Here is a 16,594-nt window from a genome sequence, read left to right as displayed (position 1 = left end):
GAAAACCCGCCCGACGCACGCTCGGCCCGAAGCCTGGCAGGCCGGACGGAGGTCCCCTGAAGCGAGCAGGGCCCTGTTTCCGGCTCCGTGCGCTCCCGGCGTATCGTCGCGGCCATGAGCGAGTCCATCCGAAACCGCCCGCCCGAGGGGCAGGTCGCCTACGACGACGTGGACGACCTCATCCGCACCGCCACGCGGATGATGCAGAAGGACGCCGCGCCGGAGACGCTCACCGCCGACGACCTCAAGCGCATCGGCGAGGAACTGGACATTCCCGGCCGGTACATCGACCAGGCGATGGCGGCCCTCGCGCAGCGCCGCCAGGAGCAGGAGCAGGCCCGGCGCGAGGCGGAGGCCGCGGCGAAGGCACGGCGGGAGCGGCTCGGCCGGCGCCTGCGGCTGGGCGCCATCGTCGCCGCGAGCCTCGCGGGCGTGGCCGGGCTGAGCGGGCTGTCCGTACGCAATGGACTGAACACCACCCTCCAGGAGGTGACGCGCCAGCGCGCGCAGGTGCGCAACGTGCTGGAGCGCCGCGTGGAGGTGGAGCGGCGGTACACCACCGCCACCCCCGGCCCGGAGCGCGACGCGCAGCTCTCCGGGGCGGACAACCGGGTGGCGGTGGAGAAGCGCCGCTACGACGGGCTGGCCACGCAATACAACGCCGCCGCGTCCGCCTTCCCCCAGTCCTGGGTGGTGGGCCTCACCGGGCTGCCCTCCTCCGTGCCGCTGTCCACGGACGTGGGCACGTGGTGAGCCCCGTCACGGCGTGGTGAACAGGGCGCTGAGGGCGTCCGCTTCGGCGTAGGGCAGCCGCTCGGCGGTGGCGAACGGCTCGCGCTCGACGTCGTAGTTGGGCGCGTCCACCGCCGACAGGCGCAGGTGGTGGATGGAGGCCGGAGCCAGCGTCCCGGCCGGCAGCCGCACCTGGGTGACCGAGCCGGGCAGGTAGAAGCGCGCGTACGGGACCGACTGGGTCTGCCCCGTTGGAATCCGGTAGAGGGTCAACCGGTACGCCGAGGGCGAGCCCACGGACGGAGGCAGCCAGGAGATGACGGGACTGACGGCGCCCACCTCGCGCTGCACGCTCGCCGAAATCCCGTCGATGCTCAGCGACCGGGGCGGCGTCACGCGCGGCAGCAGCGGACCGGCCACGAGGTTCTCCACCCGGTCGGACGTGCTGATGCTCCCGCTGTAGGTGTACGGGGTGGCGCTGCCGGCGACGGTGCCCACCACCCGGAACCCGTAGCGCGTGGAGGCCACCACGCCCCAGTTGGAGGGGAACGGGTTGCCATACGTCAGCCGGCGCGTGAAGTTGAACGAGGCGCCCGACGGCAGGTTGAGGTTGAGCAGCTCGCCCGAGTAGCCAATCCACCCGTTCGTCAGGCCATGCAGGGTGGGGTAGATGCTGAACGTGGGCGTGCTGAGCGTGGCCGCCGGATGCACCTCGGAGGCCCGGATGGTGTACTCGGGCAGGCGCCACTCGATGGGGAGCTCCGTCATGCTCACCGGCTGCAGCACCCCGGTGATGGGCAGGGCGGTGGTGCCGTTCGGCGTGAAGCTGAAGGGGGCCGTCTCCATGCCGCGCACCATCGTCTCGTACGCCAGCGCGCCCCCGTCCGGCAGCGTGCCCGCGTCCATCTGCCCGAGCTGACTCACGTACAGCTTGTCCCCGGCGCTCGCGCTGAAGACGGGCAGGTTGCCCATGAGATTGGCCAGCGAGGCCTGGTTGGTCACGATGCCCGTCTGGCCCGTGGCAACCCCTCCAGGAAGCTCCACCTCGCCGAACACCTCCAGCTGACCGGACGTCACCGCCACGCTGGAGCCCTGCAACAAGGAGCTCCTGTACGGCATCCACGGCGCCAGCCCCGACAGGTTCAGCTGCAGCGGCGTCATGTACTGCGAGGTGAAGACGGCATCCGCCCGTCCCATCCGGTTGGTGTCCAGCGCCACCTGCCGCTCGTCCGTGACGACGTAGCTGGAACCCGTCTTCAGGTAGTACGCGCCGGAAGGCACGCCGGTGAACTGGTAGCCGCCCGTCACCGCCGTGCCGGTGATGCGGGTGAACGTCAGCCCGTTGGGGACGAGCACCTCGGGAGGGCTCGCCGACAGGTCATTGGGCCGGGTCACCACGCCCGCCGCCGTGTGGTAGCGCGTGGAGCTCGTCACCAGCACCGTGTTGCTAGGAGTGCCGGCATCGGGCTCACAGCCGGCGGCCAGCTCCACGCCCATCCACGTCCCATCTCCCGCCTGCTCGGGGTCCACCACCACCACCGGGGGAAGACCTTCGTCCGGCTCAGGCGCGGTGCCGGGCTCACCGCCAGCGCAGCCGAGCCAGGTGGTCACAGCGGGTACGACGAGGAACGAGAAGCGACGCAAGGACATGGGGCCTCCAGGGCTCCGTAAGGGGGGCGTGCACCCTAGCGAAATCCCAGACAGCCCAGAAATGCGGGGCCCGCTGCCGCCGTAGGGCCGGCCCCGGGCACGGAGTGCCACGGGACACCGGCCCCGCTCAGCGGCGGCGGCGCGAGGGCACCTTGGGGCGGCGGAGGTCCTCCTGCTTCGTCGGAAGCTTCGGCCCCGAGGCGAGGTCGAACTCGTAGGTGGCGCCGAGCAGGACGCGGAACTGGTAGATTTCGCTCAGCTCCGGCGTCACCGCCACGCCCGCGACGGCCTCCAGCACCAGGCCGGGGAAGGCCTCGTGGCGCAGCACGGGGATGATTTCCACCTGCGTGGCGTTGTCGAGCCACACCGGCGTAATCGCATCCTCGAAGTAGATGCGGCTGACCACCTCCAGCCCCAGCAGGGTGAACTTGTCGAGGTTGTACGTGCCGGCCAGCGACACCTGCACCGCGTCCGGGACGTCGAAGTCCGGCAGCGGGTCCCTGTCCCGCGTGCCCTGGTGGAAGTAGCCGCCGTTGAGCATGAAGCGCAGGTCCTTCGTCGCGCGGAACTCACCAATCAGGGTGCCCTCCCAGTCCCAGGTGCCGTCGGACAGGCTGGGGATGATGCCGTCCTCGTCGCTGGGGCCCGTGGGCAGCGTGACGCGCCCGTAGACGCCCAGCGCCACCTTCGGCGTCTTCAGGAAGGACCACTGCAACCCCACGGGGATGTCACCGAAGGCGAGCTCGAACTCGTCCTCTCCCGGCAGCCCCAGTGCGAGCACCTCCAGGTAGAGGTTGACCTCCAGGTTGTCGAGGAGGCCGAAGCGCACGCTCGGCGAGAGCTGCTGGTAGGGCTGCGACTCGTCGAAGTCGAGCGCGAAGAAGCCCTGGTACCGCAGGCCCAGCTCCAGGTTGCCGCTCTTGGTGGTCTCCGCGGTGCGGGTCACCATGGCGCGGTAGGGCCGGGCCTGGGCACGAGGGGTGACAAGACACACGGCGGCGAGGACGAAGACGAGCAGTCGGGTGCGCATGCCGGCGGACGCTAGCGCGCGTCACCGTGCCGGAGCACCGTGCTCCGGCGCCCAACCGACCGGGCCCTGCACTTCTGAAACACTGGCGGAACGCGCCACTTCCGTTGCGCGTCGCGCGCGGGTCGCACGGCCTTTCGAGCTTCAAACCGCGCGCGCCGTGCTACCGACGCTCGCTGTCGAGGTGGCGCATCTGCTCCTCCCCGTAGCGGTCGCCGGAAATCTTCACCAGCGACTCCAGCGCCGCGGCGTCCTCCTTCGACAGCGGCCGGGACAGCGCACCCAGCGCGTCGTCGAGCTGTGCCACCGTCTTCGAGCCCACCACGGGCACGAAGGCCGGCTGGCGCGCGAGCACCCAGGCAATCGCCAGCTGGCCGGGCGTCATCTTCCGCTCCTGGGCGAAGCGCTGGAGGGCGGCCACCGAATCCTCGTTCTTCTCGCCGTTGGCGCCGGTGAAGCGCGGCAGGTAGGCGCGGTAGTCGCCCTTGCCCTTCGGCTTGCTCCCGGACAGCAGCCCTCGCGAGAGGACGCCGTAGAGCGTCGCGCTGATGCCCAGCTCCTCGAGCACGGGAAAGATGTCCGCCTCGGGACCGCGGGTCGACACCGCGTACTCAATCTGCAGGTCCGCGATGGGATGCACGCGGTGCGCGCGGCGGATGGTCTCCACGCCCACCTCGGACAGGCCGATGTGGCGCACGTAGCCCGCCTTCACCAGGTCCGAGATGGCGCCGATGGTGTCCTCGATGGGGACGGCCGGGTCCAGCCGTGCGGGGCGGTAGATGTCGATGACGTCCACGCCCAGCCGCTTCAGGCTGTAGGCCACGAAGTTCTTCACCGCGGCGGGGCGCGTGTCCATGCCGCCCCAGCTGTTGTCCGGCCCGCGCAGCGCCCCGAACTTCACCGAGAGCTGGACCTTCTCCCGCCGGCCCGAGATTGCGCGTCCCACGAGCATCTCGTTGTGGCCCATCCCGTAGAAGTCCCCGGTGTCGATGAGCGTGACACCCCGGTCGATGGCAGCCTGGATGGTGCGGATGCTCTCCGCGTCGTCCGTCGCCCCGTACATGCCCGACATGCCCATGCAGCCCAGCCCGAGCGGGAATACCTCGGGGCCCGTGGAACCCAGCTTCACCGTGCGCTGCGCCTGCTTCGACTCGCTCGTACCCATGGCTCTCGCCTCCGTGTGAGAGGAGATTCATCATTCGCCATCCTGAAATCCATTGAATAGGATGTATCTCAATCATGAATGACATCTATGGGAGGAACCTGGACCTCAACCTCCTCCGGGTCTTCGTCGTCGTGGCGGAGGTGGGCAGCGTCACGGCGGCGGCGAACCGCCTGTACCTCACCCAGCCCGCCGTGAGCGCGGCGCTGCGGCGGCTCGCCTCCACCGTGGGCGCGCCGCTCTTCGTCCGCGCGGGACGGGGACTGGCCCTCACCACGCGCGGCGAGCGCCTGCTCGCTTCGGCGCGGCCGCACCTGGGGGCGCTCGTGGAGGCCGCGCTGTCACCGGCGACATTCGACCCGAAGACGAGCGAGCGGACGGTGCGGCTCGGGCTGTCGGATGTCAACGAGACCTGGATTCTTCCGCCGCTCCTCCGCGTCCTCGCCACGGAGGCGCCGCGCATGAGGCTCGTGGTGCTCCCGGTCCAGTTCCGCACCGTCTCCGACGCGCTGGCCACCTCGGCGGTGGACCTCGCGGTGACGGTGGCCGACGAATTGCCGGCGGGCACCCGGCGCCTGGCGCTCTTCAAGGGGGGCTTCGTGTGCGTCTTCGACCCGCGCCATGCCCGCGTCGGCAAGCGCCTCACCCTGGAGCGCTACCTCGAGCACGAGCACATCATCGTCTCCTACAACGGAGACCTGCGCGGCGTCGTCGAGGACCACTTCGACGTCCAGCGCCGGGTGCGGGTGTCGGTGCCGACGTTCCAGAGCATCGGGGCCCTGCTGGACGGCAGCGCCCTGCTCGCCACGGTGCCGTTCATGGTCGCGCGAGACATCCTCTCCCTGCGCCCGCACCTGAAGACGACGGCGGTGCCGCTCCCCCTGGGGGGCACGGCCATGGAATTGCTCTGGCGGGGCGCCGTCGAGGACGACGAGGCCATCCGCTTCATCCGGGAGCGCGTGGTGGAGGTGACGAAGCGCATCCGGCTCGACACCTGAGCGCCTCGGCCGCGCGAGGTCCGGAACGCCTCGGGTGGCGCCTCGCCCGGGAATGGTAGCCTGCGCTCCGTGGCGCACGCACCCGACGACGACGAGCAGGAGGGCGGAGACCCCACGGTCTCCCTCATGAAGGCCCGGTCCGGCCCGACACGGCTGAAGCTGCTGGTGCTCTCCGGGCCCCAGGTGGGCCGGAGCCACCCGTTGCCCCCCGGCGAGTACCGCCTGGGCAAGTCCCCCGAGTGCGACATCGTCCTCAACGACAAGGCCATCTCGCGCCAGCACCTGCGCCTGGACGTGTCCGAGGGCGGCGTGAAGGCCACCGACCTGGACTCGCACAACGGCTCCTTCTGCGAGGGCATGCGCTTCTCCGAACTGGAGGTGCGCCCCGGCGCGGTGCTCCGGCTGGGCTCCACCGAGCTGAAGCTGGTGCCCGAGGGCTCGCGCGAGCGCGTCATCCCCCCGTCCGACAGCACCCGCTTCGGAGGGCTCGTGGGCGAGAGCCGGCGGATGCGCGAGGTCTTCACCCTGCTGGAGCGCCTCGCCCCGGGCGGCGCGGACGTGCTCATCCAGGGTGAGACGGGCACCGGCAAGGAGCTGTGCGCGGAGGCCATCCATGCGCAGGGGCCGCGCGCCAAAGGCCCCTTCGTCATCGTGGACCTCGCCGGCATCGCCCCCACCCTCATCGAGTCCGAGCTCTTCGGCCACGTGAAGGGCGCCTTCACCGGCGCGCAGGCGGACCGCGCGGGCGCCTTCGAGCGCGCCGCCGGTGGCACCGTCTTCCTCGACGAGGTGGGCGAGCTGCCACCCGAAGTGCAACCCCGCCTGCTGCGCGTGCTGGAGCGGCGGCAGGTGAAGCGCGTGGGCGCCAATGACTACCGGGCCCTGGACGTGCGGGTGCTGGCCGCCACGCACGTGGACCTGGAGAAGGCGGTGCAGGAGGGCCGCTTCCGCGCGGACCTGTTCCACCGGCTCGCGGTGCTGCGCGTGACGCTGCCCCCGCTGCGCGAGCGGCCGGAGGACGTGCCGCTGCTCATCGACACCGTGCTGGAGCGGGTTGGCCGTCCCACCAGCGCCCTGTCGGACGCGACGCGCGCGCTGCTCCTCCAGTACCCGTGGCCGGGCAACGTGCGCGAGCTGCGCAACGTGGTGGAGCAGGTGGTGAACCTCGGCGAGGAGGCCCTGCCGGACATGGAGCGTGCCCTCTCCCCCGTCATGGAGCGCACCGCCTCGCTGGACCTGCCCTTCAAGGAAGCCAAGGAGCGGCTCATCGAGGGCTTCGAGCGCGACTACCTGCGCGGCCTCATCGAGCGCTGCGGCGGCAACATCTCCCGCGCCGCGCGCGAGGCCGGCATCGCCCGGCTCTACCTGCGCAAGCTGCTCCACAAGCACGGGCTCTCCGCCCGCGACACGGACGAGTGACTCACCGCCGCGGCTGCTTCGGCGCCCGCGCGTCGAGCCAGGCCTGGACCTCCCCGGCCTGCGCGGCACGGCCGGCCGCGGTGAAGTGCGCCTGCGCGCGGGTGGCCTCGGCCCGGGCCTCCTCGGGCTGCCCCTCCTTCCAGAGCGCGTGCGCGAGCGCGAAGCCGGACTCGCCCAGCGAGTCCTCCTGGGCCTCCGTGAAGGACACGGCCCGCCGCAGCGGCTCCAGCGCCTCGCGCGTGCGCCCCAGCCCCAGCAGCGCCTGACCGACGCCGTCGTACGAATACTGGAGGTCCGCGTCCCCGTCCTCCAGTTGCTGCCGCTTCACGGCCAGCGCCTCCTCGTACACCTTCAGCGCCTCGTCGTAGCGCTTCAGCGCGAGCAGGCTCATGCCCTCCTCGTCCAGCGCCTCGGCGACGGCCAGGTGCTCGTTGCCGAGCAGCTTCCGCTGGAGGCCCACGAGCACCCGGGCATGCTCCAGCGCCTGGGGGAACTGCTTCAGCTCACGCAGCGCCATGGAGAGCGCCAGGTGCCGGCGCGCCACGTCCGCGTGCAGGGGCCCCACCGCGGCCTGCGTCTGGCGCAGCGCCTCCTCCAGCACGGGCTTCGCCTCCGCGGCGGCGCCCAGCTCCAGCAGCGTGCGCCCCAGCGTGAAGGCCACGCGGGCCCGCTTGGGGTGCCCCTCCGGCAGGGCCCGTGAGAGCTTCTCGGACGCCTTCTCCAGGAAGGCTCGCGCCGCCTGGGGCTCCTCGCGCATGAGGGCGAGGTTGGCCTGGTTCACGAGCAGGTCGCCCTCCAGCACCGCGTCCCCGCCGAGCCGCTGGAGCGTCGCCTCGCCCAGCTGCGCCCAGCGCGCGGCATTCTCGAAGCGCTTCCGCTCGCCCTCGACGTAGAGGAGCTTGTTGAGCGCGGAGACCTTCAGCTGGTCGGCCCGCCCCGCCTCCGCGTCGAACACGGCGCGCTCCAGCAACCCCGCGCCCTGCACCTTCTCGCCCAGCACCGCCTGGAGCCAGCCCAGGTGGAAGCGCAGCTCCGCCACCAGCGGCAGGTAGCCCGTGGCCAGCACCTGCGCCTCCAGCGCTCCCGCCTGCTCCCGCGCGGGCTTGAAGCGGCTCAAGTCCAGCAGCGCCTTCACCTCGGAGACCTGGCCCTCCAGCCGCTCCACCTCCGCGCGCCGCTCCGGGTCCGCCGGCCGGGGCTGCAGGCCGGACAGCGCCTCCAGGTCCGCGCAGTCCCGGGGCGAGGGCAGCGCGTACACGGCATCCAGCGACTTCTCCACGCCCGCGCGGTCCGCGCCCGCCAGCGCGTCCACCAGCGCCCGCAAGTCCTTGCGCCGCCGCTCCAGGCACACCACCCGCTGCGACAGCAGGGCCTCCGTCTGCACCTGCCGCACCCGCGTGTCCTCGCACGCCTCGGTGTGCTGCCGCGCCCACGCCCCCGCATAGGCGTCCAGCGCGTCGCCCACGCGCCGGGCCAGCTCACCGGCCACCGGGCTGCCCGTGGCCGCGAAGGCCGCCGACACCCGCTGCCGCGCCGGGGGGCCCCACGTGTCCGCGACCAGCCCCTCCGCCCCCGCGCACACCCGCGAGCCCCACCACGTGCCCGCGCCCACGACGCCCAGCACGCCCGCCAGCGTCACACCGAGCCCCATCCGCCTGCGCCGCCGCGACAGCACCTGCTCCTGCGACAGCGCCTCCAGCAGCGCTTCCATGGAGGCGAAACGGCCCTCGGGCTCCAGGGACAGCCCACGCATCACCGCGCGCCGCACCCAGGCGGGCACCTTCGCGTCGCGAGGCGGCTCCTGGATGGGGGACACGGGCTGCACCGTCCCGGGCCGCTCCAGCGACACCGTCGCCCCCGGGGCCCTCGGCGCCTTCGGCTTCAGCGCCGAGGCGGCCCGCGACAACTGCTCCGGGTCGAAGGGGCGCTGCCCGTAGAGGGCGCGGTACAGCGCCGCGCAGAAGCTGAACTGGTCCGAGCGCGCGTCCACCGCGCTGCCCCGGAACTGCTCCGGAGACATATAGGCCGGCGTGCCCATCACCACGCCGGACTGCGTGAGCGGCTCGTGCAGCGACGGGGAGAGTCTCGCGAGGGCCCCGGGCACGGCCTCCTCCGGAGTGGCGTCACCCACCGCCCGGGCCAGGCCGAAGTCGGTGACGAAGACGCGCTCGTCGCGCCCCACCAGCACGTTGGCGGGCTTGAAGTCGCGGTGCACCAGCCCCGCCGCGTGCGCGGCCACCAACCCCCGGCCCGCGGCGAGGTACTTCTCCAGCACCTCCCGCCAGGAGCGCGGCTTCGCCTGCATCCAGTCGCGCAGCGTGCCCCCGTCCACCAACTCCATGGCCACGTAGACCTGGCCGTCCCAGGGGGCCGCCTCGAAGACGGGGATGACGTTGGGGTGGGAGATGCGGGCCATGGCCTGCGCCTCGCGCAAGAGCCGCGCGCGCCCCTCCTCCAGGTCCGCGCCCTCGCCCTTCACGCGCAGCAGCTTGAGCGCCACCTTGCGGTCCAGGTCCGCGTCATAGGCCGCGTACACCACGCCCATGCCGCCCTGCCCCAGCACCTTCAGTGGAATGAAGCGCCCCACCCGCCCGGCCCCCGGCTGAGGGAGTCCGGAAGGACTTCCCGGCGAAGGCGTCGGCGCCGTGTTCGGGCCCGTGCGTGGCGGAGGGGGCGCGACGGCGGCCGACTGCGACTGCGTTTCCGTATGCTCCGGCGCTACAGCTGGCGCGGAGCTCCAGTCATCCCTGTCCTGCATCGCCCCAGTCTACCCGCATGTGTCGGGTGCACCCCACACCCAGCCTCCCAGGGCTATCGACTTTCTTCGGGAAACGATAAAAGTCCTGGAAGAATGATTCCCAGGCGCTTCCCTCAGCGCCCCTGCCAGAGGCGGCCATCAGCGTGAAGCTCTCTCCCCACCTGAGTCCCCTGACGACTTCCTTGCGAGTCCGCTCTTTGGAGAGGACCGCCCCCGCCCCGACCCCCGCGAAGCCCTCCGAGGCGCCGTCGGCGTACCACCGGGACACCTTCGAGCGGGCCTCCGCCACCCGGAGGGACCTGCCCGCATTGAGCGTGCCCCCGGCGCGGCTGGCGAACCCCACCACCCCCCAGCCCGTGGACGAGGCCGCCGGGGCGAAGGCCCTGCAGCAGTGGCGCGGCGACGACGCGGCCGTCGCGCAGACCACGGAGACCGACTGCGGCGAGGCGAGCCTCACGGAGCTGAACAAGGCGAAGGGCACGGGGCCCGCCTCCGTCGAGCAGCAGCGCGACGAGGTCCGCGCCGCGGCGGCGTCGGCCCGCCGGGCCGTGCAGGACCGCTTCGAGGTGAACCTGGCGGACGGCGCCCGCCCCGAGGAGATGGGCGCCACGCTGGGCTCCATGGGCGTCGCGGTGACCCGGGGGATGGCGAACTACGACCCCACGGCCATCAGCGACGCGCTGAAGGCGGGCCAGTTCGGCATGGCCATGGTGGACTCCACCACGCTCGCCAACTCCGCGCTTCCGCCCGAGCAGCGCAAGCAGGAGCCGGGCGCCCTGCACTGGGTGACCATCGACGGGTACAACCAGGGGGAGCTCGGCCATGACCCCATGGACGACAAGCTCCGGGTGAAGGACCCCGTCAACGGCACGTACTGGGTGGGCGCGAAGGACCTCCTCAAGGCCATGGACGTGGCCCGCATCGAGCACAAGAACAACGGCGGCATGCTGCTGCTCCAGAACCGGCCGGACGTGACGACGGACGCGCAGCGCGAGGCCCTCGCCCGCGACAACGCGGAGCAGACGCAGAGCCTCGGCAAGGGCAGTGGCATCGGCAGCAAGCGCCTCAGCGCGAGCGAGTCCAGCTAGGCCTGAAGGACGAAGAACGCCGTCCGCGGGCCGCGCCTCAGTTGCAGTAGTACTCCGGCGCCAGCTCCAGGACGCGCTTCTCCGCGTGGGGCGAGAGCGCGCGCAGGCGGGAGAGGAAGAGCGGGGCCTTCATCCCCATGCCGATGAAGCCCCAGACGTACGAGCGCTCCTGGGCCTCGAAGATTTCCTTCCGCTCCGCCTCGGTGAAGGTCCGCTCCGCCGCCTTCTCGAATGTCTGGAGGTCCAGCTGGAGCTGCGCGTTCAGCGTTCCGCGCAGCGCCTGGAGCAGCTCGGCGTACTCATTCATCGCCGCCTCCACCGTGTCGGGCGCCTGGTCGATGATTTTCTGCGCCTCCAGGAAGTCGAGCCGGGTGTGCTGCGCCTCCTCGAGCCAGTGGTGCTTGAGGATGTTGCGGAACAGCGGGTCCAGCGACTCGCGCTCGTTGTCGCGCATCGTCTCCACGTAGTGCTGCTGCGTCATCAGCTCCATGTGGAGGTTGAAGAAGAGCACCCCCAGGTTCGACTTCGCCATGATGGCCTTGGCCACCGCGACCTGGTTGTCGAGCAGGGCGGGGACTACCTTGAACCCGCGGGCGAAGGTCTCGGTGTAACGCGAGAACAGCTGCTGGTGCTTGATTTCCTCTTCGCTGAAGCGCAGCAGCGCGCGCATGTGCGTCGGATTCCCGTGCAGCTCGAGCCCGGCGCGCTGCGCCGCCAGCGCCACGGCGTATTCCTCCAGGAACAGGAACAGGTGCGCATAGCTGTTGGAGCGAATCTGGTTGAGCAGCAGCTTCTCGCCCGCGCTCAGGCAGCGGATGCCCTCCGTCCCCGTCAGCGCATCCGAGAGGAAGCGCCGCGTGAAGTTCAGCGCGGTGTCCTTCGGCAGCAGGTCGTCGATCTTCCACGCGACGCGCTCACTGCTCTGGATGCAGGACTGATACTCGTGGGTTTGATTGAGCATCCTGAAAGCAGACGTCCGCCATCCATTCCACGTCAAGGGGCACAGGAGAACAGGTCCGGATACAAGCCACTCCGAAACGACTCTCCAGGTGGGATTGAAATTTCCAACCCCGCGTGGCCCTACCGTGTCTGGGATGACCGTTTGGAAGGATTCCAACGAAGCGGTCTTCGATGAGGGCCGGGGGGACGTCCTGGGTTACGCTGCGCCTCACACCCTCAAGGGAGGCCCATGAAGCTCGCATCGCTATTCCCACCCCCTCCGCCGAAGCTGGGGAGCCTCGGGCTGCTGGCGCTTCGCCTCGTCAGCGGCGTCGGTTTCATGATGCACGGGTGGTCCAAGATACTGAGCCCGTTCAGCTGGATGGGACCGGAGGCACCGACACCCGGCATCCTCCAGGCGCTGGCGGCGCTCTCGGAGTTCGGCGGAGGGCTGGCGTTGATTCTGGGCGCGCTGGTGCCGCTGGCCGCGCTGGGCATCTTCTTCACGATGGCCGTCGCGGTGTTCTTCCACGCCGTGGTACGGGGAGACCCGTTCGTCGCCAAGGGCGGCGGCAGCTATGAGCCCGCCCTCGTGTACCTCGTCATCGCCGTGGTGATGCTCACCGTCGGACCGGGCCTGTACTCGGTGGACGCGTGGCTGCGGCAGCGGCTCGCACGGAGCTGATGCGGAAATGAAGGGGCCGGCCACCGCCTCCTCGGAGATGACCGGCCCGTGTCACTGCCTCTTCCCGTTCCGGCTCAGGCCCCGTGCGGGAAGGCCGCCGTGGACGTGGATGGCTGCGGGGCCAGGGCGGAGCGCTGCAGCCAGCCCGCGAGTCCCATGAGCACGAGCCCCGAGGTGCGCAGCGTGCGCAGCAGCTCCACGCTGTGCGCCGGCTCTCCGGGCAGCAGCGGCGCGAGCCAGGTGCGCGCGTCATAGAAGAGCCACATCGCGCCGGACACGCCCATGGCCCACCACACCCAGGCCAGCCGCCCGCCGCGCAGCATGTACGCGACGCCGAGGATGGGGGCGATGAGGCCAATCGTCAGCATGTCCGAGAGCGTCGACACGAGGCTGATGACGGCGGACATGGCGGCGCTGGAGCCCATCTCCAAACCCTTCACGCCGGTGAACAGCGAGGGAACGCCCACCGCCAGCGCCGCGAGGACGGTCACCGCCCACAGCGCATTCGAGCGGGCGCTGGACGGCGGCTGCAGGCCGGACTGCCGGTACGTCATCGCCAGCAGGATGAGGCCATACGCGTTGCAGTTGTTCGCCAGCACCACCACGACCATCCGGTACGGCAGCAGCGGCGAGTCGGTGAAGGGGACGTCCGGCACCGCGTGCAGCCAGTAGCTGCGCAGCGCGGTGCTGACCAGCGACAGCGCGGCCCCGGCGGCGATGCCGCCCCAGACCTTGCGCAGGTAGTCCCCCGACGCGAAGGAGCCCGCCGCCATCAGCGTCCCGCAGACGGCCAGCAGGCCGCTGGCCCAGCCCGCGACGTCATGCACCAGCAGGAGCTGGCGGGGCGCGTCCAGCGAGCTGGCCGCCGCGGCGAGGTGGGCGAGTTGGAGGACGGCGGCCCCCACGAACCACGGCGCCACGCTCCCGGTGGCACGGCTTGATGAAGGCGCGCTCATCGCGGCTTCCCCAGCGCCAGGGAGGTGGAGACCTCGGTCAGGATGACCTTCGTGTGCAGGGCGCCGATGAAGGTGTTGAGCATCGGCTTGAGACCTTCGAGCAGCTGCGGAAGGTCTTCGAGGGTGACCTGCTCGGGGGGACGCTTGAGGGTACGCAGGGATGCCGTCTGGATGGCCATCTTGGCGGTGAAGGCTCCGAGGAGCGGTTCGAGGTGACGCACGAGGATGTCGTGCCAGCCCGGGGGAGAGGTCTGGGATGACAGGGGAGGAATACGCAACCTCCGTCGAGGGGGACCTCCAGCGTAGGGACATCTCCACCCGCAGACGAGGGCTGGAGCGCCATCGAAATACAAAAATCACCCGGTTGCGCTGAGTATCCGGAGAGAGCAGTTCTCCTCCACGCTTGCATGCCTGCTCCTCGCATTCCCCCCGCGCCTCCGCGGGGTCCTGGCCCGCGCGCCCGCTGGTGTCCGGTTTCTCATTTTAGGAGACAAAGAGAGACCTGAACGGCAATCCTTGGAATGTAGCTTTCTCAGGAATCCCCATTCCAAGGAGCCCGTGCATGCGCTCGAGGTTGAAGTCGACGCTGATGACGTTGCTGGTGGGAGTCACGCTGGGAGGAGGCGCCGCCTTCGCCGAGCCTGCTCCGGAATCCCTCCGCGCGTCCGAGCCCGGGCGCGCTGGCACCGTGAGCTGGACGGAGGACCTGGCGTCGGGTGAAGGCTCCAGCGACCTGGTGCGCACGCGGGACGGGCTCTTGTACGAGCCCAACGCCGTCATGCGCCGGCGCGAGGGCCTGCTGCGGCTCACCGGCCTCTACACCTTCCCGGCCCGCGGGCTGGAGCAGCCGGTGGACACCGTCCGCCCGCTCGTCCAGGCGAAGTCCTTCCTGGGCACGAGCGTCGAGGTGGACGTCCGCGTGCGCCTGGCCCACGGCGCCTGGAGTGAGTGGAGCACCTCCAGCGCGGGCGAGGCCGTGCGCCTGCCCCGCGCCGGCACGGAGGTGCAGGTGCGGCTCGCGCTCGTGGCGGACGAGCACGGCCGGGGCCCCGTGGTGCGGGACGTGGCGCTGGAGGGGACGCTGGAGGGCGGCACCTCCGAGGCGGACCTCCAGACGCTCGCGCCGCTGACCTACCGCATCTACGCCACGCGCGAGGGCCTGGTGGGCGGCACCACCGCCAACGGCCACGTCATCAAGAGCTATGACCGCTTCGTCGCGCTGCCCTCGCGCCGGGCGCTCGCGTCCAAGGGCGGCTCCGAGTACCAGGTGCGCGTCTGCTACTCGAAGACGGCGAAGTGCACGACGACGTCCGTCTGGGACGTGGGGCCGTGGAACACGAAGGACGACTACTGGAACCCCTCCAGCATCCGGGAGATGTGGAAGACGCTGCCGCAGGGCAAGCCCGAGGCCCAGGCCGCGTACCAGGACGGCTTCAACGGCGGGCTGGACCAGTTCGGACGCCGGCCCTCCAACCCCGCGGGCATCGACATCGCGGACGGCTCGTTCTGGACGGACCTGGGGATGAGCAACAACGACTGGGTGGACGTGACGTACCTGTGGACGACGGGCGGAGGCACCACGACGGGCCTGGTCATCGACAGCCACAACGCCAACAACGACACCACCAAGGGCTACGTCCAGGTGTCCGCCAACTGGGCCCAGGGCACCAGCGCCGGCTACTACGGCAGCGGCTACTACTACGCCTCCACGCAGGCCCTCTCCGACCCGGTGGTGTTCTTCTTCTACCTGCCCGCGGCGGCCACGAAGACCATCGACGCGTGGTGGGTGGCGGGCACCAACCGCTCTCCGACGGCGCCCTTCATCATCACCAACGCCTCGGGCACCACCCTGGCCACCGTGGCCGTCAACCAGCAGGTCAACGGCGGCCAGTGGAACACGCTCGGCACGTGGAGCTTCCCCGCGGGCTGGAACAAGGTGCAACTGAGCCGCTGGACGACGACGGGCTACGTCGTCATGGCCGACGCCGTCCGCGTGCGGTAGCCGCGAAAAGGAACGGGGGCACCGGAGCCGCTCGGGCTCCCGTGCCCCCGGTGCCGGCTTCCCTGCTCAGGCGCTGGGCGCGCGGCCAGCGCGGCGGGCCGCCAGCTTCGCCTTCGCGAACTCCCAGATGCCGGGCGACAGCGACACGAGCACCACGAGGATGATGACCTTCTCGATGTGCTTGTCGATGTTGGGGACGATGTTGCCGAGCACGTAGCCCGTGAAGGACATGGACAGAATCCACGCCGCGCCGCCCACGACGTTGTACGTGGCGAAGCGGCGGTAGGGCATGTTCGCGGCGCCGGCCACCACGGGCACGAAGGTGCGCACCAGCGGCATGAAGCGCGCGATGATGATGGCCTTGCCACCGTGCTTCTCGTAGAACTCGTGCGCGCGCTGGAGGTACTCGGGCTTGAACAGGCGCGACTCCGGCTTGTTGAAGAGCGCCGCCCCGCCCCGCTTGCCAATCTGGTAGCTCACCGCGTCGCCGATGATGGCCGCGGGGATGAGCAGCGCATTGAGCAACCAGATGTTCAGGTCCCCCTTCGCCGCGTACAGGCCCGCGGTGACGAGGAGCGAGTCTCCCGGCAGGAAGAAGACGAGCGCGCCTGTCTCCAGGAAGATGATGAGGAACAGGCCCGGATAGCCGGCCCACTCGATGAGGGGTCCGGGGTCGCGGATGAGGTGGAGGAGCTTCTGGAGCAATTCCATCATGGGCTGACTGCCTATCAGCAACAGGCCCCCTTCCACGAGAGTGTTGCGTGCGCCTGTCAGCCCGACCCCTTTCCCGGGGGGCCGGGTGGCCCCGGATGTCGGACGCCTGGCGGCCCCCCTCCCTGGTAGACGCCGTCCGCCTGGCGCATGTAGGGCCAGGGCCCGCCGCGCTGTCCGGCGCACATCATCGCCCAGCCCGAAGAGCCCCCCTCCACTTCTTCGAACCCGCACCTCGTCTCCCCCACTCCAGGAGGCGCGTTCAGCAGCAGCGACCGCCGCCTCCGCGGTAGCGGGCCTGGAGCCGCTCGTCGAAGAAGCGGGCGTAGCTCATCACCTCCCGCTCCGGATGGTGCTGGCGCATGTGCGCGACGTAGGTGTCGTAGTCGGGCACGCCAATCATCAGCCGGGCGGTCTGCACCGCGCGGCGCCAGCCCTGCTCCAGCCACGTCCATGCGGCGGCCATG

Annotated in this window: 15 protein-coding genes; 6 read left to right on the top strand and 9 right to left on the bottom strand. The window is 70.8% G+C overall.

The window, feature by feature from the left end:
- Positions 1-114 precede the first annotated feature (114 nt).
- On the top strand, positions 115-753 hold the full coding sequence (locus ACX9TP_RS12515) for a LemA family protein (protein ID WP_482979946.1): 639 nt from the start codon (positions 115-117) through the stop codon (positions 751-753).
- Between the two features lie 6 nt (positions 754-759).
- Here ACX9TP_RS12515 and ACX9TP_RS12510 read toward each other — a convergent pair whose 3' ends face one another.
- The 3 genes from ACX9TP_RS12510 to ACX9TP_RS12500 all read right to left on the bottom strand — a co-directional run bounded on the left by ACX9TP_RS12510 (position 760) and on the right by ACX9TP_RS12500 (position 4,574).
- The gene (locus ACX9TP_RS12510) at positions 760-2,382 is read right to left on the bottom strand and encodes a hypothetical protein (protein WP_482979945.1); all 1,623 of its coding nucleotides are present in this window, start codon (positions 2,380-2,382) and stop codon (positions 760-762) included.
- Positions 2,383-2,509: 127 nt separating this feature from the next.
- Positions 2,510-3,412 (bottom strand): transporter, encoded by a 903-nt coding sequence (locus ACX9TP_RS12505; RefSeq protein WP_482979944.1) that lies wholly within the window; start codon positions 3,410-3,412, stop codon positions 2,510-2,512.
- A 160-nt stretch (positions 3,413-3,572) separates the two neighbouring features.
- Positions 3,573-4,574 (bottom strand): aldo/keto reductase, encoded by a 1,002-nt coding sequence (locus ACX9TP_RS12500; protein ID WP_482979943.1) that lies wholly within the window; start codon positions 4,572-4,574, stop codon positions 3,573-3,575.
- 74 nt (positions 4,575-4,648) lie between these two features.
- On the opposite strand from ACX9TP_RS12500, the gene ACX9TP_RS12495 reads away from it, so the two are divergent.
- Positions 4,649-5,569 (top strand): LysR family transcriptional regulator, encoded by a 921-nt coding sequence (locus ACX9TP_RS12495; protein ID WP_482979942.1) that lies wholly within the window; start codon positions 4,649-4,651, stop codon positions 5,567-5,569.
- 126 nt (positions 5,570-5,695) lie between these two features.
- The gene (locus ACX9TP_RS12490; RefSeq protein ID WP_482982156.1) at positions 5,696-6,988 is read left to right on the top strand and encodes a sigma 54-interacting transcriptional regulator; all 1,293 of its coding nucleotides are present in this window, start codon (positions 5,696-5,698) and stop codon (positions 6,986-6,988) included.
- Between the two features lies 1 nt (position 6,989).
- Here the strand turns inward: ACX9TP_RS12490 and ACX9TP_RS12485 are convergent, their stop codons facing one another.
- Positions 6,990-9,575, bottom strand: a complete 2,586-nt coding sequence (locus ACX9TP_RS12485) for a serine/threonine-protein kinase (RefSeq protein WP_482979941.1) — start codon at positions 9,573-9,575, stop codon at positions 6,990-6,992.
- Between the two features lie 368 nt (positions 9,576-9,943).
- On the opposite strand from ACX9TP_RS12485, the gene ACX9TP_RS12480 reads away from it, so the two are divergent.
- Entirely contained in the window at positions 9,944-10,834 is an 891-nt protein-coding gene (locus ACX9TP_RS12480; RefSeq protein WP_482979940.1) for a hypothetical protein, read from the top strand.
- A gap of 37 nt (positions 10,835-10,871) precedes the next feature.
- Here the strand turns inward: ACX9TP_RS12480 and ACX9TP_RS12475 are convergent, their stop codons facing one another.
- On the bottom strand, positions 10,872-11,795 hold the full coding sequence (locus ACX9TP_RS12475; RefSeq protein ID WP_482979939.1) for a diiron oxygenase: 924 nt from the start codon (positions 11,793-11,795) through the stop codon (positions 10,872-10,874).
- Positions 11,796-12,023: 228 nt separating this feature from the next.
- Between ACX9TP_RS12475 and ACX9TP_RS12470 the strand changes: the two genes are divergently transcribed.
- Positions 12,024-12,458: a DoxX family protein gene (locus ACX9TP_RS12470; protein ID WP_482979938.1), complete on the top strand. Its 435-nt coding sequence runs from the start codon at positions 12,024-12,026 to the stop codon at positions 12,456-12,458.
- Between the two features lie 74 nt (positions 12,459-12,532).
- On the opposite strand, the gene ACX9TP_RS12465 is transcribed toward ACX9TP_RS12470, so the two are convergent.
- Positions 12,533-13,414, bottom strand: a complete 882-nt coding sequence (locus ACX9TP_RS12465; RefSeq protein WP_482979937.1) for a hypothetical protein — start codon at positions 13,412-13,414, stop codon at positions 12,533-12,535.
- Positions 13,411-13,635 (bottom strand): hypothetical protein, encoded by a 225-nt coding sequence (locus tag ACX9TP_RS12460; protein WP_163998960.1) that lies wholly within the window; start codon positions 13,633-13,635, stop codon positions 13,411-13,413. Before ACX9TP_RS12460 ends, ACX9TP_RS12465 begins: the two co-directional genes overlap by 4 nt.
- A gap of 341 nt (positions 13,636-13,976) precedes the next feature.
- Here ACX9TP_RS12460 and ACX9TP_RS12455 point away from each other — a divergent pair, with 341 nt between their 5' ends.
- On the top strand, positions 13,977-15,416 hold the full coding sequence (locus ACX9TP_RS12455) for a golvesin C-terminal-like domain-containing protein (RefSeq protein WP_482979936.1): 1,440 nt from the start codon (positions 13,977-13,979) through the stop codon (positions 15,414-15,416).
- 66 nt (positions 15,417-15,482) lie between these two features.
- Here ACX9TP_RS12455 and ACX9TP_RS12450 read toward each other — a convergent pair whose 3' ends face one another.
- Complete coding sequence (locus tag ACX9TP_RS12450) at positions 15,483-16,130, bottom strand: VTT domain-containing protein (RefSeq protein ID WP_482979935.1); 648 nt, start codon at positions 16,128-16,130, stop codon at positions 15,483-15,485.
- 259 nt (positions 16,131-16,389) lie between these two features.
- On the bottom strand, positions 16,390-16,593 hold the full coding sequence (locus ACX9TP_RS12445) for a YbdD/YjiX family protein (RefSeq protein ID WP_482979934.1): 204 nt from the start codon (positions 16,591-16,593) through the stop codon (positions 16,390-16,392).
- Between the last annotated feature and the right edge of the window lies 1 nt (position 16,594).

This window comes from Pyxidicoccus sp. M15, assembly GCF_056858435.1.
This window is presented reverse-complemented; position numbering and strand designations above follow the sequence as displayed.

Excerpts from the sequence above, each read along its gene's own strand:
- ACX9TP_RS12445 (WP_482979934.1), bottom strand. The coding sequence starts at position 16,593 with ATGGCCGCCGCATGGACGTGGCTGGAGCAGGGCTGGCGCCGCGCGGTG.
- ACX9TP_RS12450 (WP_482979935.1), bottom strand. The coding sequence starts at position 16,130 with ATGATGGAATTGCTCCAGAAGCTCCTCCACCTCATCCGCGACCCCGGA.
- ACX9TP_RS12510 (WP_482979945.1), bottom strand. The coding sequence starts at position 2,382 with ATGTCCTTGCGTCGCTTCTCGTTCCTCGTCGTACCCGCTGTGACCACC.
- ACX9TP_RS12495 (WP_482979942.1), top strand. The coding sequence starts at position 4,649 with ATGAATGACATCTATGGGAGGAACCTGGACCTCAACCTCCTCCGGGTC.
- ACX9TP_RS12490 (WP_482982156.1), top strand. The coding sequence starts at position 5,696 with ATGAAGGCCCGGTCCGGCCCGACACGGCTGAAGCTGCTGGTGCTCTCC.
- ACX9TP_RS12515 (WP_482979946.1), top strand. The coding sequence starts at position 115 with ATGAGCGAGTCCATCCGAAACCGCCCGCCCGAGGGGCAGGTCGCCTAC.
- ACX9TP_RS12455 (WP_482979936.1), top strand. The coding sequence starts at position 13,977 with ATGCGCTCGAGGTTGAAGTCGACGCTGATGACGTTGCTGGTGGGAGTC.
- ACX9TP_RS12465 (WP_482979937.1), bottom strand. The coding sequence starts at position 13,414 with ATGAGCGCGCCTTCATCAAGCCGTGCCACCGGGAGCGTGGCGCCGTGG.
- ACX9TP_RS12470 (WP_482979938.1), top strand. The coding sequence starts at position 12,024 with ATGAAGCTCGCATCGCTATTCCCACCCCCTCCGCCGAAGCTGGGGAGC.
- ACX9TP_RS12475 (WP_482979939.1), bottom strand. The coding sequence starts at position 11,795 with ATGCTCAATCAAACCCACGAGTATCAGTCCTGCATCCAGAGCAGTGAG.
- ACX9TP_RS12500 (WP_482979943.1), bottom strand. The coding sequence starts at position 4,574 with ATGGGTACGAGCGAGTCGAAGCAGGCGCAGCGCACGGTGAAGCTGGGT.
- ACX9TP_RS12505 (WP_482979944.1), bottom strand. The coding sequence starts at position 3,412 with ATGCGCACCCGACTGCTCGTCTTCGTCCTCGCCGCCGTGTGTCTTGTC.